We start from the raw sequence: 16,064 nt of genomic DNA on the forward strand, positions 1-16,064 counted from the left end.
ACACACATAATGGGGGCTGAATGCCCCTGTCACGTTTGGCCCGCACAAGCGCTGATGGCAGGGAAATCACTTGCCAGCCTCCCGTCGGCGGTCGAACAATAGGCGTCTATTGAACCTTTTTTTGGAGCCTCCCCCATGATCCCCATTCGCTGTAAAGCCGTCTCCGGTGTCGCCCTCTCAACGATTGATGGCGAAACAAAGCTGCTGGTGATGAAACGGGTCAAGGGCGGTTTCTGGTGCCATGTGGCGGGCACGGTTGAGGCGGGGGAAACCGGCTGGCAGACCATTATTCGCGAGTTTGGCGAAGAGACGGGTATCTCGGTTTGCGAGTTATACACAGCCCATTATCTGGAACAATTTTACGAAAGCGCTTCAAATACGGTGGAGGTAGTGCCGGTCTTTGTGGTCTATTGCCCGCCCAATCAAACGGTCACTCTCAACGACGAGCACACCGAATATCGCTGGTGCACCTTGGCCGAGGCCAAGGGACTGGTGAGTTTCCCCGGCCAGCAGGCGCTCTATGACCATGTCTGGCACCATTTTGTGGCGTGCCGCCCCTCGCCGCTGATGAGGGTGGCACTGCGCTGATCCGGGTCGGCTGACACCTCCCTCGAAGCCCCTGACGGCGCCCATCTTCACCGACACAAAGAGGATTAATGGTGCGTTCGACCCGATGCCGCACCGGAAGGCACAAAAAGAGTAGCAATGATGGGTCAGAAAGGGCATATAGTGTGCCCCATGACGGGCTGAACCCGGCCAATGTGCGCGCCAGGTGTGGCTCATTATGAATCCCGTGAAAGGGCGCCATAGCCGTGAATTCGGCTATTTCAAGGTGCGCCAACCCATAAAATTGAAATATCGGGCCGCCAGACGTTGTGAAGCGTCAATTACCGTCATATAACTTAGCCAAATGTCCCTGTGAGTCGTAGTAGAGTCCAATCATGAACCTTCGCCCTTTTCTTCCCCTGCTGCTCGGCGCCTTCCTCCTTCCCGCCAGCATGGAAAGCGCCCATGCCAACCCGTTTTCTGCGACCTCTTCCTCCACCAACAGCCTGCTCGAGCCCCGTACCAATCTCGCCCTGAGATCCGATGCCTACGTGGTCGCCAACCCGAAAACCGGCGAGATCCTGGCCGAACGCAACGCCAACCGGGTGATGTCCATCGCCTCTATCACCAAGCTGATGACGGCGCTGGTGGTACTGGACGGCAACCAGCGCCTCAACGAGACCCTCACCGTCACCATGGACGACGTGGACAGACTCAAGGGCACGGGCTCGCGCCTCGCGGTGGGCTCGCGCCTGAGCCGCGCCGACATGCTGCACATTGCCCTGATGTCGTCGGAGAACCGTGCCGCCTCGGCATTGGGACGGCACTACCCGGGTGGCCGCAAGGCCTTTATCGAGGCGATGAATGCCAAGGCCCGCATGCTCGGCATGTGGAGCACCCATTTCGCCGACAGCACAGGTCTCAACCCGCGCAACGTCTCCACCGCCCACGATCTCGCCAAGCTGGCCGCCGCTGCGTCCACCTACCCGCTGATCCGCCAGTACACCGCCTCCGAGCAGCGTCTGGTGCGTAACGGCAAGCGCCAGCTGCACTATCTCAACTCCAACCGCCTGGTCCGGGAAGGCGAATGGCCCATCCTGGTCTCCAAGACCGGCTATATCCGCGAGGCGGGTCGCTGCCTGGTCATGGGCACCCGGGTCAACAACGAGCCCGTGGTCATGGTGTTGCTCCACGCCAACACCACCAATGAGCGGGTGGCCGATGCCAGAAAGATCAAGAGCTGGCTGGAGACCTCGGGCCGCATGACCCTGACCGCCCAGTCCACGCCTCCCGCCAAGCTGTTCAGCAACCAGTAACGGCCACAGCAGGCCCCCGCACCAGCAGGTGCGGGGGCCTTCTCATTGCGCCTCTCCCCTCACGAACCGCAGCGCCGTCTTTCCCGTCCCGCGGTGATCCCATCCTGGCTGCGCTTCGTTATGCAGGCAGAGATAGGTCAACCCAGTGAACGAGGCGGAGCATGCACCTCAAACCCCATCTACCCCAGAAGATCTGTCCCGTCTGCCAGCGTCCTTTCGCCTGGCGGCGCAAGTGGGCGCGCTGCTGGCAGGAGGTGCGCTACTGCCGCGAACGCTGCCGCCGTCAGAAGGAGCACGCCTGATGGAGCTGCGCCTCATCCTCGGCGATCAGCTGAATGCCGGCCACAGCTGGTTTCGCACGCAGGATCCCGCTGTCTGCTACCTGATGGCGGAGCTGCGCCAAGAGACGGACTACTGCCGTCACCATCGCCAGAAGGTGCTCGCCTTCTTTGCCGCCATGCGCGCCTTCGCCGCCGCCCTCACCCAGGCGGGCCACCGGGTCTGCTACCTGACCCTGGACGAGAGCGCCCCCTGGCCCGACTTGCCCAGCTTGCTGACGGCCCAGCTCGAAGCGCATCAGGCCGAACGCTTTGCCTGGCAGAGCCCGGACGAGTGGCGCCTTGCGAGCCAGCTTACCCAGTGGGCCGCTGGCCTCGCCATCCCGGCCCGCGAGGTGGACAGCGAGCATTTTCTGACCCCCAGGGATGGCTGGCGCCGCTACCCCCACGGCAGGATGGAGTTCTTCTATCGCGCCCTGCGAAAGCAGTACCGGGTGCTGCTCGATGAATGCGACCAGCCCCTGGGCGGGCGCTGGAACTTCGATGACGAGAACCGCGCCAGGCTGCCGGATCGCCAGCCCATCCCGACGCCCCTCATCTTTGCCAACGAGGTGAGGGAGATAGACGCCATGCTGACCCGCCACGGCGTCAGCACCATTGGCACAGCCGATGCCGGCGCCCTGCCCTGGCCCGTCACCCGGCGCCAGAGCCGCGAACTGCTCGAACACTTTCTGGTGCACTGCCTGCCCCACTTCGGCCGCTATCAGGACGCCCTGAGCGAGCGGGGCTGGAGCCTGTTTCACAGCCGCCTGTCGTTTTCACTCAACAGCAAGATGCTCCATCCCCTCGAGGTGATCCGCGCAGCAGAAGCCCATTGGCGGGCCAACCAGGCCACCATTTCGCTCTCCCAGGTGGAGGGCTTCATTCGCCAGATCCTCGGCTGGCGCGAGTTCGTCCGCGCCCTCTACTGGGAGCAGATGCCGGACTATGGGCGCGTCAATTTTCTGGAGGCCGATCGCCCCCTGCCCGGCTTTTTCTGGAGCGCAGAAACTAAAATGGCCTGCGTGCGCCACGCCATCCGCCAGTCTCTGGATCACGCCTATGCCCACCACATCCAGCGGCTCATGGTGACCGGCAACTTCGCCCTGCTGGCGGGTATCCACCCGGACGAAGTGGACGCCTGGTATCTGGGCATCTACGTGGACGCCATCGAATGGGTGGAGCTGCCCAACACCCGCGGCATGAGCCAGTTTGCCGATGGCGGCCTGATGGGCAGCAAGCCCTACGCCAGCAGCGGCGCCTATCTGACGCGCATGGGCCACTACTGCAAGGGGTGCCGCTATGAGGTGAAGGCCCGCAGCGGGCCGGAGAGCTGCCCGTTCAACAGCCTCTACTGGCACTTTCTTTGGCGCCATCGGGACAAGCTGGGAGCCAATCCCCGCCTCGCCCTCCCCTATGCCAACTGGGACGGCCAACCCGAGGCGCAGCGGCAGGCCATACTGGCGACGGCGGAGCACCATCTGCTCCACCTGGAGCGGCTCTGAATCGACCGGATTTCATGCCAGAAAGTGAGTGAATGACAACATTGAGAGCCAGTTAACAAAATGTGAATAGCAATAACCACCAATGACATCGACACCAGTTGAATATCCTGTGGCGGCTGATTAAGGTGGAGGCCCCAGTCAAGGAGAGACAAGATGGACATAGTGGTACTCGGTGGTGGCGTGGTCGGCGTGACCAGCGCCTGGTATCTGGCCAAGGCCGGTCACAAGGTGACCCTGCTGGAGCGACGTGACGGGGTGGCCCTTGAAACCAGCCATGCCAATGCGGGTCAGATCTCCCCGGGTTATGCCTCTCCCTGGGCGGCTCCCGGGATCCCCCTCAAGGCGGCCAAGTGGTTGCTGCAAAAACACGCCCCCTTCACGGTGCGCCCCACTTCGGATCCCTTCCAGCTGAGCTGGATGCTGAAGATGTTCGCCAACTGCACTCCGGCGGCCTATGCGGTCAACAAGGGGCGCATGGTGCGGCTGGCCGAATACAGCCGCGACTGCATGAAGGCCCTGAGGGAGGAGCTGGCCCTCGAGTACGAAGGGCGCCAGCTCGGTACCCTGCAACTGTTCCGCAGCCAGGCCCAGCGCGATGCCAGCCAGCGCGACATCGCCGTGCTGGAAGAGTACGGCGTCCCCTACCAGTCCCTGGATGCCAGCGGCTGCGAGGAGGTGGAGCCCGCCCTGGCGCGGGTACGCGGCAAGGTGGTGGGGGGCCTGCGCCTGCCGGGAGACGAGACAGGGGACTGCTTCCGCTTCACCCGGGCCCTGGCTGACGAGGCTCGTCGGATCGGGGTGACCTTCGTCTTCAACTGCGCCATCGACGAGGTCGAGACCGCCAAGGGGCGCGCCGTGGCGGTCCGGGCCGGCGAGCGGCGCTTCCAGGCCGACGCCATCGTCTGTGCCCTCGGCAGCTATGGCACCGGCTTCCTGCGCCCCCTCGGGATAGCGCTCCCCGTCTACCCGGTCAAGGGCTACTCCCTCACCCTGCCGATGACGGATGCCGCCGGTGCCCCCCGCAGCACTGTGCTGGACGAGACCTACAAGGTGGCCATCACCCGCTTCGACGAGCGGATCCGGGTCGGCGGCATGGCCGAACTCTCGGGCTTCAACCTGGCGCTCAACCCCAAGCGCCACGACACCCTGGCCATGGTGGTAAGAGACCTCTTCCCCGAAGGGGGCGATCTCGCGCAGGCCAGCTTCTGGACCGGGCTGCGCCCCATGACCCCGGACGGCACGCCCCTGGTGGGCCCGAGCCCCATCCCCGGGCTCTGGCTCAACACCGGCCACGGCACCCTGGGCTGGACCATGGCGGCGGGATCGGGTCAGCTGCTCAGCGATCTCATCTCGGGCAGCGCCCCCGCCATCAGCGACGAGGGGCTGACCCTGGCCCGCTACGGCTAGCTCTGCCACCGGGTTCAGACGAGAGAGGGAGTGCCAAGCACTCCCTCTCTCGTATTTTCACGCCTCGTCAGGGCACGGGTACCAGCCCGGGCAGGGAGTGCCAGACCCGCGCCGGATCCGGCTCGGCGATGGCCGTCGCCACCAGTTGCTCGCTCCAGCGCCGATGGAGTTGCCACAGTGCGCTGCCCGCCTCCCCCTGCCCCTTGGTGCACTGCCTGGCCACGTCTGCGGTGCGGTAGAAATAGCGCACCAGGGTGGTGAGCTCGGGCTCGGGCCAGCGGCAGCCGAAATGGCGCAGCCGCTCGGACCAGAACGCTATCTGGCGCCCCTCGTGCTCCTGCTCCACCTGGTGCAGGGCGGGGATGAGATCCATCGCCTGCCACAGCGCCCCGTAGCCGACGAAGCGCGCGTCCAGCGCCTCCAGCGCCTCATCCAGCAGCAGGAGTGTCTGCGGCCAGCTGTCGGCCTGCGTGCGGATGGCCTCCTGGGCCTCGCACACCGCCGAAAGCCAGGCCATGGCCAGCTGGCAGATGATCGCCTCCTTGTTGGGGTAGAGATGGTAGAGGGACTTGATCCCCACCCCGGCCCGGGCGGCGATGGCATTGGTGTTGAGGGCCGCGAACCCCTGCTCCTGCAGCAGATCCAGGGTGGCCTGCTCGATGCGCGACGCCACCTCCTGACTGCGCTGCTGCCTGGGCTGGCGCCGCATGCAGAGGCCGTCAGGCAGCGAATGTTCCCCCATACCGTTTCTCCCGCCATGGTGACTGTCTTTCATAACTACATGATGAGACAAGATAAACATAAGTCAAAAAAAGTGCAGCAATCACTGGCATTTTCACCAAAGGCTGCAATAACCATAGGTGCCCATATTTGCAGTAATCACTGCAATCAACCCAGGAGAGCACGCTATGGATAGCCCATTTCCCCCCTTCAGGCCGGGTCTCATCGCCCTGCTGGCCGGTACCCTGCTGATCGGTTGCCAACAGGACAGCAGCGAACCGCCGCCGGCCAACACCCTCTACCTCAACGCCAGGATCCACACCCAGGATGACGCCCGCAGCCAGGCCGAGGCCATGGTGGTGCAGGGCGGCAAGTTCACCTATGTGGGCTCCCGCGAAGGGGCCGAGGCCCTCAGGAACCAGGCCACCCGGGTGGTGGATCTGCAGGGCAGGATGGTGCTGCCCGGCCTGCACGACAACCACATCCACCTGCTCGGCACTGTGGCGCTCGACATGTGCGATCTGGACGGCGAGGCCGTCAATCTGGATCAGCTCGTGGCCAAGGTCAGGGAGTGCCTGCCCCGCTACGCCCCCGAGCAGGGGGACTGGCTGGTGGTCAACCAGTGGTCCCCCTATGACGGCAACGCCCCCACCGCCGCCCATGCCACCCTGCTCGCGGCCCTGGACGCGGCGGCACCGGACAATCCCGTGATGCTGGCCGGGGTCGACGGCCACGCCGGCGGTTACAACAGCCTGGCGCTGGCCCAGGCGGCGGACAAGGACGGCAATGTGGTCGGCTTCAACCCCGCCACCCTGGCGCCCGGCGGCGTGTTCGAGGCCTTGAGCCTCTATGTGGATCTGGCCAGTGGCGTCGTGCGGGACGCCGCCCGCAGCGCCATCGCCGTGCCCGACACCGGGGTGCTGAGCGCAAGCGGCGAGCAGGCCGCGGCCCAGTACGACCAGATCCTCCCCGCCATCGCCGAGCTGATGGCGTCCCGCGGCATCACAGGGGTGCAGGACGCCTGCGCCAACGACTTCATCCGCGATCGGCTGCGCACCATGCAGGAGCAGGGGCTGCTGCACATGAGGATCAACGCCGCCACCTGCTTCCACCAGGATGACTACGCCGGCAGGCTGGACATCGAGGGGCACCTGGCCAAGGCGAACCAGGTGCGCGATGCCTTCGCAGGCAACCCCCTGATAAAGGCCGACACGGTGAAGATCTTCCTCGACGGGGTGCTGGAAGGGGATCCCTTCACCACGCCCCCCTTCCTGCCCAACGCCGGCATGCTGGAGAACTACCTGCACCCACACCTCGCCATGGACCCCGCCAGCGGCGAGGTGAGCATCACCGCCGACAGCGAGGACTCGGGCAGCAACGGCATCGTCAACTACCGGGAGGCGGATCTGGCGCGCTACGTCACGGCGCTGGATGAAGCCGGTTTTGGCATCCACATGCACAGCATCGGCGATCGCAGCACCCGCGTGGCCCTCGATGCCCTGGAGGCAGCCCGCGCCCACCACGGCGACAGCGGCATTCCCCACACCCTGGCCCATCTGCAGGTGGTGCATCCGGACGATCAGCGCCGCCTCGGCGCGCTCGGCCTCTACCTCACCTTCACCTACGCCTGGACCACACCCCAGCTCGCCTACGACATGCTGGTCACCCCCTTCATCCAGCCAGGCAAGGCGGGGCAGCCCCTCACCGAGGCGCTCTACGATCCCCAGGGCTACCTGCACGGCGCCCTCTACCCGGTCGAGAGCAGCCGCAAGGCGGGGGCCGTGCTGGTGGCCGGCAGCGACGCCCCGGTGGACAGCCGGGATCCGCGCCCGTTCGAGAACATGGCGGCCGGCATAGTGCAGTCCGCCGGCAGCGGCGATGAGTATCACGCCAGCCAGCGCACCTCGCTGACCGAGATGCTGGCCGCCTACACCATTAACGGGGCCAGGGCGGTACGACAGGGGGACATCACCGGCTCCATTGAGGCGGGCAAGTCGGCGGACTTCATCGTGCTGGACCGGGATCTGTACGCTCTGGTCCAGGCCGGCACCCCGGAGCGGATCGCGGACACCCGGGTCGAGCAGACGGTCTTCATGGGGGAGACCGTCTACCGCAAACCCTGAACGACACGGGCCCCTCGCGGGGCCCGTTTCTTATGGCTCGCTGGCGGGAGCCCCCTCTTTCGCCATTCCGGGTTTCAGGGCCAGGGTGAAGAGGGCCGCCACCATGTCGGACTGGGTGATGATCCCCACCAGTTTGTCCCCCTCCACCACCGGCATGTGGTGCAGGCCGCCGTCGGAGAAGGCCTCCACCAGATCGTAGAGCGGCTGGTAGCGCCGCGCCGTGCGCACCTCCCGGGTCATCAGATCCGCCACCCTCAGCCGCTCGAGCTCGGCGCGCACCCTGGGCTGGCGGCCTGCCCGGTCGATCATCAGATCGTGCAGGGTGATGATGCCGACCAGCCTGCCCTCCTCGTCCGCCACCGGCAGCGCCTTGATCTGGTGGTGGGAGAGCAGGTGCCAGGCGGTCATGGCAAACGCTGTCGGCGCCGTGACGACGAGATCCCGCGACATCACATCCTGGCAGCGCACCGTGCCCACCCGCCCCCGCAGGGCGTGCAACTGGGCCTCCTGCAGCAGCTCCTGCAGATCCTGGCGGCTGATGTCCAGCAGCTCCCCGTGCTTCTCCAGGGCGAAGTCGATGTCCCCGGTGGCGAGCCGGGCGCTCGGCTGGGGATCCGCGGTCTGGTGGCGATTGGGGGCCACCTTGCCGCCATGGGGATAACGGCGTCCCAGCAGCCGGTTGTAGAGCAGCCCCAGACTCAGCAGCAACAGGGAGTTGAGCAGCACCGGCAGCAAGACGTAACTCACCCCCAGCGCCCGGATCCCCTCACCGCCGATCACGGCGGTCAGGGCCACGGCGCCGCCGGGCGGGTGCAGACTGCGGGTGAGGAACATGGCGGCGATGGCCAGCATCACCGCCAGGGCCGAGGCGAGGGCCATGTCCGGCACTAGGCTGGCACTCAATACCCCCATCAGCGCCGACACCCCGTTGCCCACCAGGATGGACCAGGGCTGGGCCAGGGGGCTCGCCGGGGCGGCAAACAGCAGCACGGCGGAGGCCCCCATGGGGGCGATGAGCCAGTGCACCTCGAGCCCCAGCCCCCACCGGCACAGCCAGGCGGTGCCCAGCAACCCGACGAGGGCGCCGAGGGCGCCGTAACAACTCTCTTTGAGGCTGGTATTGGTCGATACCGGCAAGAAATCCCTGAACTGCATCCTGCTCCCGCTGACGATAAGATTTATTTGAAATGCGCAATTCTAGCCATTTCTCCCCGCCCAGCACCAGCGTGGGCGTCATCGCGGCCTCAGGATCCCGGCGCCCCGGGCCCGGCACACCTCAATCCGGTGATCGGGGGTCGCAATGCCCCTCGACATCCGCTGGCTGCCTGGGCGCGTGGACGGCCCCTGAGGCTCGGGTGCCGCGCCGCTCACCAGGCCGCCTCCCGAGAAGGACGCCACCACGCAAAAAAGAGGGAAGGCCTCGGCCTCCCCTCCCTCATTGCGCGGGTTTTACTCGTTATCGGTGCTTGGACCCACTGGATGCCTGTGTCGCCTGGCCGGTCAGATTCCCGCGGCTCAGGCCAGCTCGGCGCGCAGCGCCTTGGTGGCATCGACCATCACCTTGAGGGCGGCCTCAGTCTCTTCCCAGCCGCGGGTCTTGAGGCCGCAATCCGGGTTGACCCAGAGCCGCTCCGCCGGGATCTGTCTGGCCGCCCTGCGGATGAGGTCCTCAATCCAGCCCTGGCTCGGCACGTTCGGGGAGTGGATGTCGTAGACGCCCGGGCCAATCTCGTTGGGGTAGTTGAAGCGCTCGAACGCTTCGAGCAGCTGCATCTGGCTGCGGCTGGTCTCTATGGTGATCACGTCCGCATCCAGCGCCGCCACCGCCTCTATGATGAGGTTGAAGTCGCTGTAGCACATGTGGGTGTGGATCTGGGTGCTGTCCGCCACAGGGCTGGCGCTCAGGCGGAAGGCGCGCACCGCCCAGTCCAGATAGGCCTGATGATCCTGCTTGCGCAGGGGCAAGCCTTCGCGGATCGCCGGCTCGTCGATCTGGATGATCTTGATGCCGGCGGCTTCCAGATCTGCCACCTCGTCGCGAATGGCCAGACCAATCTGCAGGGCGGATTGCTCGCGGCTCACGTCTTCCCGCGGGAAGGACCAGCAGAGGATGGTCACGGGCCCGGTCAGCATCCCCTTCACCGGCTTGTCGGTCAGACTCTGGGCGAACTTGGTCCACGCCAGCGTCATGGGGGTCGGCCGGTCGATGTCACGGGTGATCACCGGCGGCTTGACGCAGCGGGAGCCATAACTTTGCACCCAGCCGAAGCGGGTGATGGCAAAGCCGTCCAGCAGCTCACCGAAATACTCCACCATGTCGTTGCGCTCGGCTTCGCCGTGCACCAGCACATCCAGCCCGATGGCCTCTTGGCGCGCGATCGCATCCTTGATCTGGGCCTGAATGCCCGCCTCGTAGGCCTGGTCATCGATGCGACCGGCCCGCCAATCCTGGCGCAGCGCCCGGATCTCGGCGGTCTGCGGGAAGGAGCCTATAGTGGTGGTCGGCAGCAGCGGCAGCTTGAGATCCGTGCGCTGGGTTTCGGCGCGCACCGGGTAAGCGCTGTGGCGATCGAAGTCACTGTTGGTCAGGCTGGCGAGCCGCGACTGCACCGCCTTCTTGTGGACCCGGCTGTCGGACTCCCGATCCACGATGGGCTGGCTGTAAGCCTCGATTTTGTCCAGGGCGCCGCCGTCCAGGTAGTCGGACAGCAGCCCCAGCTCATAGCACTTTTGCAGGGCGAAGGCGAACCAGCTGCGGGTCTGGGGATCCAGCTCGTGCTCCAGGGTCAAATCCACCGGGCTGTGCAACAGGGAGCAGGAGGAGGCCACCCAGAGGCGCTCGCCGAGCCTCTCTTTCAATGCCTTGAGGGTCGGCGCCAGCCTGGCCAGGTTGGCGCGCCAGACGTTGCGGCCGTTGATGACGCCAGCGGAGAGCACCCACTGGGCCGGTAAATGCGGAACGAGCGTCTCGAGCTGCTCGGGGGCCGCCACCAGATCCAGGTGCAGGCCGTCCACCTTGAGGCTGGTGATGATGTCGCGCTGATGAGCCACCGAACCGAAATAGGTGGTGAGCAGCAGCTTGCAGGGGCCGCTCAGGCGCTCATACGCCTTGAGGTAGGCGAGGCGCCACTCGTCCGGCAGGTCCAGCGCCAGGGCCGGCTCGTCGATCTGTACCCACTCCACCCCCTGGGCCGCCAGTTTGGCCAAAATCTCCTGATAGACGATAAGTAGGCGGTCGAGCAGCTCGAGACGGGAGAAGCCGCTCTCTTTCTCCTTGCCGAGCCACAGGTAGGAGAGCGGGCCCAGCAGCACCGCCTTGACCGGCAGCCCCAATGCCTTGGCCTCCTCCACCTCGTCAAAGAGCTGGCGCCAGCCCAGCTTGAAGCGCTGGTCGCGGTAAAATTCCGGCACCAGGTAGTGGTAGTTGGTGTTGAACCACTTGGTCATCTCGGCAGCCGCCGCCGCCGGGCCGGTCGGCGCACGGCCACGGGCCACCCGGAACAGGGTGTCGAGGTCGGTTTCGCCGTGGCGGTGACGGGCGGGCACGGCGTCCACCAGCAGGCTGGTACCCAGCACCTGATCGTACCAGGCAAAATCCCCCACCGGCAGCAGATTGACCCCGGCGGTGCGCTGCGCCTGCCAGTGACGCTCACGCAGGCTCTTGCCCACGGCGAGGAGCTCGCTCTGGGTGGTCTCGCCACGCCAGTAGGATTCGAGGGCAAATTTCAGCTCGCGCTTGGCGCCGATACGGGGAAAGCCCAGGGTGTGTGCTCGTGTCATAGGTCCAATTCCTTATGCTCGTTCATCTGATGGGAAACTGGATGATTTGGCCATCCAGATGTTTACACATCCAGAATGGCGAGATAAGGTGGCCCTGGCTATTGAATCCTCTTCAACTGGCTCTCAAGAAATCCTCAACTGACGCACAAAGGAGCAGTGCCATGGTCGCGCCCAACCTATCCAGCCCCCCCGCGAGCAGCAATCCGGGCATCGATCTCAAACACCTGAAGACCATCAGCGCCCTGGCGGAGCAAGGGTCCCTGGCCGGGGCCGCGCTCACCCTCAACCTCACCCAGTCCGCCCTCTCTCACCAGCTCAAGGAGCTGGAGACCCGCCTCAATCTGGAGCTGTTTCTTCGAAAGAGCCGCCCTCTGGTGCTGACGGCGGCGGGGCAGCATCTGCTCGCCCTGGCCCGTCAGGTGCTGCCCGCCCTGGCCCAAACCGAGCGCCAGTTGCTGGCCCTGCACAGCGGCGACGCGGGCAGGCTGCACCTGGCGCTGGATTGCCACAGCTGCATCCAGTGGCTGCTTCCGCTGTTGCCGGATTTTCGTCGCCAGTGGCCCGGGGTGGATCTGGAGGTCGAATCGGTCCCCGGCTTCGATGCCATCAGCGCCCTGCTCGGCGGCCAGCTCGACCTGCTGCTCACCTCGGATGTGCAGGCCCGCGGGGATCTCCACTTCGACCCCCTGTTCGCCTTCGATCTCGAACTGGTGATGGCGCCGGATCACCCCCTCTGCCAGCAGAGTGGCATCGCGCCGGACGACTTGCGCGCCGAGGTGCTGCTGGTCTACCCGGTGGAGCGGGCCCGCATGGACGTGTTCAGCCGCTTCCTGCAACCTGCCGGGGTGGAGCCCGCCCGCTGCAAGCCGGTGGACAACACCTCCGTCATGCTGCAGATGGCCGCCGCCGGCCTCGGGGTCGCCGCCCTGCCCCGCTGGGCCAGCGAGGAGTTTGTCCGCCAGGGGTTGCTCCAGGCCAGGCCCCTGGGCGGCGGGATCCGCCGCCATATGTATGGCGCCGTGCGCGCCGCCGACCGGGATCAGCCCTGCCTGCAGAGCCTGTTCGAGCGCATTCGCACCCGGATGGCCGCGCAGTAACAGGGCATGAAAAAGCCGCCCCTCGGGGCGGCCAGATGCCACAGGAGCAAGGTCGTGGCCTCACGACCCCTTGCTGCCCACTCTTCCTGCTTAAGTCTCCACCCCCTCGCAACTGCCCTGGCCGTGTCGCCGTGGACAGTTGTCGCACAGCTCCCCGTCCCGGCGCTTGTAGTGCAGACAGCAGCGCTGGCGCACATAGCCGGGGAAGACCGCCTCCAAAGGCCGCACTGCCTCGCGCCAACCCGCCAGATGCGAGGCCGGCAGGCCGCAGGCGGCAAGCCAGCGCGGTGCATGGGCTGACACCTCGTCCCGGTTCACCTCTCCAAAGAAATCGGGCACCCTGACCAGGGCCGCCAGCAGATCGTCCGCCAGGAGCGGATGCACGAATCCGGGCCGCAGTCGCTGCACCCCGGCAAACAGCTCGAACAGCTGCTGCCAGTGGCTGCGCAGCCGAGAGCCCGCCGCCTTGATCAACACATCGACCTCCCCCTTGATCATGGGCTCCCGGGGCAGACAGAAGCCGGACACCAGCCCGGCCTCATACCCCTGCCCCAGTCTGTCCAGCGCGGGCACGGCGCCGACCCGATAGACGGCCACCATGGCCAGATAGATGGACTGCCAGCAGAGCATGCCCCAGCTGCGGGTCAGCCAGTAGGCGGGGCCCGCCTCCGGGTGTGCCTGCCGCCAGTGGGCATGGAGGGCGGCCGCCACCTCGGTCGGGGTCGCCTCGGTGTGAGTGGCCAGCAACGGAGGCCGGCTTCCCGCCGCCAGTCCCTGCCCCCTGAGGGAGGGGATCAGGCTGGCCGCCGCCGCAAACAGGGTGTCATGATCCGCTGCCAGGGTGCGCTCGGCATGCAGCGCCAGCGCCCCCAGGCCCCGTGGCAGGACGTGCTTGCGGTCATCGCCGCCCGCAGAGGGTGAATGCCCCGGACGCAGCCCGGGGCGCAGGGTCAGAATGCGTATTTGAGTCGAGCCTCCAGGTTGCGCTGTGCCCCGAACCAGCAGTTGTTCTGGTCGTAGCAGGAGTAGTAGGTCTTGTTGAGCAGGTTGCTGGCGCTGAGCGACACCCCCACCCCCTTCAGGCTCGCGCTGAGGGCGGCGAGATCGTACGAGGCGGACATGTCCATCAGCAGGTAGTCCGGCACCTTGTCGGTGTTGGCGGCATCCATCTCGGCCTCCCCCACGTAGCGCAGGCCGGCGCCCACCCGCATCCCCTCCAGGCTGCCGCCCAGCAGGTAGTTGCTCCAGAGCGACGCCATCTGCTCGGGCACCCAGACCGGGGTCTTGCCCTGCAGGCTGGTGGTGTCACGGGTGATCTCCATGTCGATGAGGGTGTAGCTGAAAGCCAGGTCCAGCCGGCTGGTGAGATCGGCACGCCCCTCCAGCTCGACCCCCTTGGAGACGGTCTCGCCGGTCTGCAGCTTGGGCCCGTAGACGTTGTCCGGATCCGTGACCAGGGCGTTCTCCTTGGTGATATGGAAAGCAGCGACAGTAAAGGTCTTGCTCATGTCCTCGGAGAGGAACTTGAGCCCCCCCTCCCACTGGTGGCCGGTGGCCGGCTTGAACGCCTTGCCGTCCTTGTCTGCCCCCGGCACCGGCTCGAAGCTCTCGGCATAGCTCACGTAGGGCGAGAGGCCATGGTCCAGCTCATAGAGGGCGCCGAGACGCAACGAGAGGTTGTCCTGATCGATCTGTGCCAGGGACTGGCTGGCTGCCCCCAGGTAGAGGGTATGGCTGTCGGTGTCCATCCGGTAGCGGTCGTAACGGGCGCCACCGATGGCCACCAGGCGGTCGAGGCGCACCTGATCCTGCAGATAGACGCCGGTCTGGGACTGGCGGATCACCTTCTGATCCTGGTAGTTGAAGGTGAGTGCTCCCGGCACTATCTGGCTGTGGTCCGGGTTGAAGATGTCGATGCTGGGGGCCGAGTAGTCGAGGGTGTCCCGGTAGAGCACGTGGGCATCCAGATACTGGTAATCGACCCCGAGCAGCAGGTTGTGCTGGGCCGCGCCGGTCTGCACCTTGCCCGCGAGCTGGTTGTCGATGACAAAGCCGCGGGAGTCTTCGTCCGTCAGGTAGGCGTTGCGCGCCAGGGTGCGGTTGTCCGCCGCCAGGGCCGCGTTGTAGGTGTTGCGCTGGTAGGCGGAGGCATCCATGTAGCGGGCATTTTGCAGCAGCTGCCAGTCGGCGTTGAGCTCGTGGCTCAGCTTGTAGCCGATCAGGGTCACGTCCCGGTTGTATTCGTTCCAGTTCTCGTCGCCGAGGAAGGTGTCGCTGCCAAGCTGCCCCAGGGGATTGCTCTTGACCGAGCCGCTGGCGGGCACTGTGGTGTAGATGCCGGCGGCGGGATCCTTCTGGTAGTAGAGGTTGAGGTTCAGCAGGGTGCGCTCGCCGAGCTGCCAGTCCAGGGAGGGGGCGAACACGTAGCGCTCCTCTTCGGAGGTCACCGCCTGGCCCTCCTTCTGGCGGGCCAGCCCCACCACCCGGTAGGCGAACCTGTCGTCGATGGCCCCGGTGCTGTCCAGGGTCATCTCCTTGAGTGCGCCGGTGCCGGTCGCCAGGCTCACGTTGTGGCTGGCCTCCCGCTGGGGGCGCTTGGCGATGAGGTTGACCATGCCACCGGGGGGCATGCTGCCATAGAGCACCGAGGTCGGCCCCTTGAACACCTCCAGCTGCTCCATGGCCACCGGATCTATCTGGGGTTGCAGGTTCCACTCGTTGTATTGCAACAAGAGACCGTCATAGAAGTTCTGGTAGTTGTCAAAGCCGCGGATGTTGAACAGATCCAGCCGGTTGACCGCCCCGCCCCGCAGCTCGGTATTGACGCCGGGCACGTAGCGCAGCGCCTCGCTCACCGAGCTCACCCCCCGCTGCTCCAGCGTCTCGCCGTCCACCACGGAGATCGCCTGGGGCGTTTCGATGGGGTCGAGCCGGGTCTTGGTCGCCGTGTTGCGATAGGTCTGACCCAGCACGGTCAGGGTCTCGTCGGCACGCGCCGCTTCGGTGCTCGCGGGAGCGGCGGCCAGCGCCGAGCCGGCCAACAGGGTGGAGATGGTCGCGGCGACCACGGTCAATGGGGGGTGAACAAGTTGCATCTGATCCTCGACTGCCTACTGCATGTGAATAGTAACAAATATCATTTGCATTTTATTGTTCTATTTCGCCCCGAAATTAACAATTTGGGGCATCTTGGCGGGAAAAGCGGAGAAATCAGGAGGAAGTCAGCCTCAACTGACAACATCCACTGGCAACG

Annotated in this window: 12 protein-coding genes; 7 read left to right on the top strand and 5 right to left on the bottom strand. The window is 65.7% G+C overall.

The annotated features are described in order from the left end of the window. The first annotated feature begins 135 nt into the window (after positions 1–135). From R2B70_RS11065 to R2B70_RS11085, 5 genes are all read left to right on the top strand, one after another. Positions 136–588 (top strand): NUDIX hydrolase, encoded by a 453-nt coding sequence (locus R2B70_RS11065; RefSeq protein ID WP_318161477.1) that lies wholly within the window; start codon positions 136–138, stop codon positions 586–588. Between the two features lie 353 nt (positions 589–941). Then, the gene (locus R2B70_RS11070) at positions 942–1,862 is read left to right on the top strand and encodes a serine hydrolase (RefSeq protein ID WP_042076471.1); all 921 of its coding nucleotides are present in this window, start codon (positions 942–944) and stop codon (positions 1,860–1,862) included. A 161-nt stretch (positions 1,863–2,023) separates the two neighbouring features. Further along, on the top strand, positions 2,024–2,164 hold the full coding sequence (locus tag R2B70_RS11075) for a DUF2256 domain-containing protein (RefSeq protein ID WP_318161478.1): 141 nt from the start codon (positions 2,024–2,026) through the stop codon (positions 2,162–2,164). Next, positions 2,164–3,684, top strand: a complete 1,521-nt coding sequence (locus tag R2B70_RS11080) for a cryptochrome/photolyase family protein (protein ID WP_318161479.1) — start codon at positions 2,164–2,166, stop codon at positions 3,682–3,684. Before R2B70_RS11075 ends, R2B70_RS11080 begins: the two co-directional genes overlap by 1 nt. A 153-nt stretch (positions 3,685–3,837) precedes the next feature. After that, entirely contained in the window at positions 3,838–5,091 is a 1,254-nt protein-coding gene (locus R2B70_RS11085) for a D-amino acid dehydrogenase (protein WP_318161480.1), read from the top strand. A gap of 67 nt (positions 5,092–5,158) precedes the next feature. Here R2B70_RS11085 and R2B70_RS11090 read toward each other — a convergent pair whose 3' ends face one another. After that, a complete protein-coding gene (locus tag R2B70_RS11090) occupies positions 5,159–5,833 on the bottom strand; it encodes a TetR/AcrR family transcriptional regulator (protein WP_042076476.1) in 675 nt (224 codons plus the stop codon). A 166-nt stretch (positions 5,834–5,999) separates the two neighbouring features. Here R2B70_RS11090 and R2B70_RS11095 point away from each other — a divergent pair, with 166 nt between their 5' ends. Beyond that, complete coding sequence (locus tag R2B70_RS11095) at positions 6,000–7,934, top strand: amidohydrolase (RefSeq protein WP_318161482.1); 1,935 nt, start codon at positions 6,000–6,002, stop codon at positions 7,932–7,934. Between the two features lie 30 nt (positions 7,935–7,964). Here the strand turns inward: R2B70_RS11095 and R2B70_RS11100 are convergent, their stop codons facing one another. Both R2B70_RS11100 and metE read right to left on the bottom strand, forming a co-directional pair. Then, entirely contained in the window at positions 7,965–9,089 is a 1,125-nt protein-coding gene (locus R2B70_RS11100) for an HPP family protein (RefSeq protein WP_209792598.1), read from the bottom strand. A gap of 360 nt (positions 9,090–9,449) precedes the next feature. Continuing rightward, the gene (gene metE / locus R2B70_RS11105) at positions 9,450–11,714 is read right to left on the bottom strand and encodes a 5-methyltetrahydropteroyltriglutamate--homocysteine S-methyltransferase (protein WP_318161483.1); all 2,265 of its coding nucleotides are present in this window, start codon (positions 11,712–11,714) and stop codon (positions 9,450–9,452) included. Between the two features lie 161 nt (positions 11,715–11,875). On the opposite strand from metE, the gene R2B70_RS11110 reads away from it, so the two are divergent. Beyond that, positions 11,876–12,811: a LysR substrate-binding domain-containing protein gene (locus R2B70_RS11110; RefSeq protein WP_318161484.1), complete on the top strand. Its 936-nt coding sequence runs from the start codon at positions 11,876–11,878 to the stop codon at positions 12,809–12,811. 90 nt (positions 12,812–12,901) lie between these two features. Here R2B70_RS11110 and R2B70_RS11115 read toward each other — a convergent pair whose 3' ends face one another. Beyond that, positions 12,902–13,696 (bottom strand): siderophore ferric iron reductase, encoded by a 795-nt coding sequence (locus R2B70_RS11115; RefSeq protein ID WP_318163345.1) that lies wholly within the window; start codon positions 13,694–13,696, stop codon positions 12,902–12,904. Between the two features lie 65 nt (positions 13,697–13,761). Next, entirely contained in the window at positions 13,762–15,906 is a 2,145-nt protein-coding gene (locus tag R2B70_RS11120) for a TonB-dependent siderophore receptor (protein ID WP_318161485.1), read from the bottom strand. Between the last annotated feature and the right edge of the window lie 158 nt (positions 15,907–16,064).

Origin of the sequence: Aeromonas sp. XH (genome assembly GCF_033348475.1) — a bacterium.
Taxonomy (GTDB): Bacteria; Pseudomonadota; Gammaproteobacteria; order Enterobacterales; family Aeromonadaceae; genus Aeromonas; species Aeromonas sanarellii.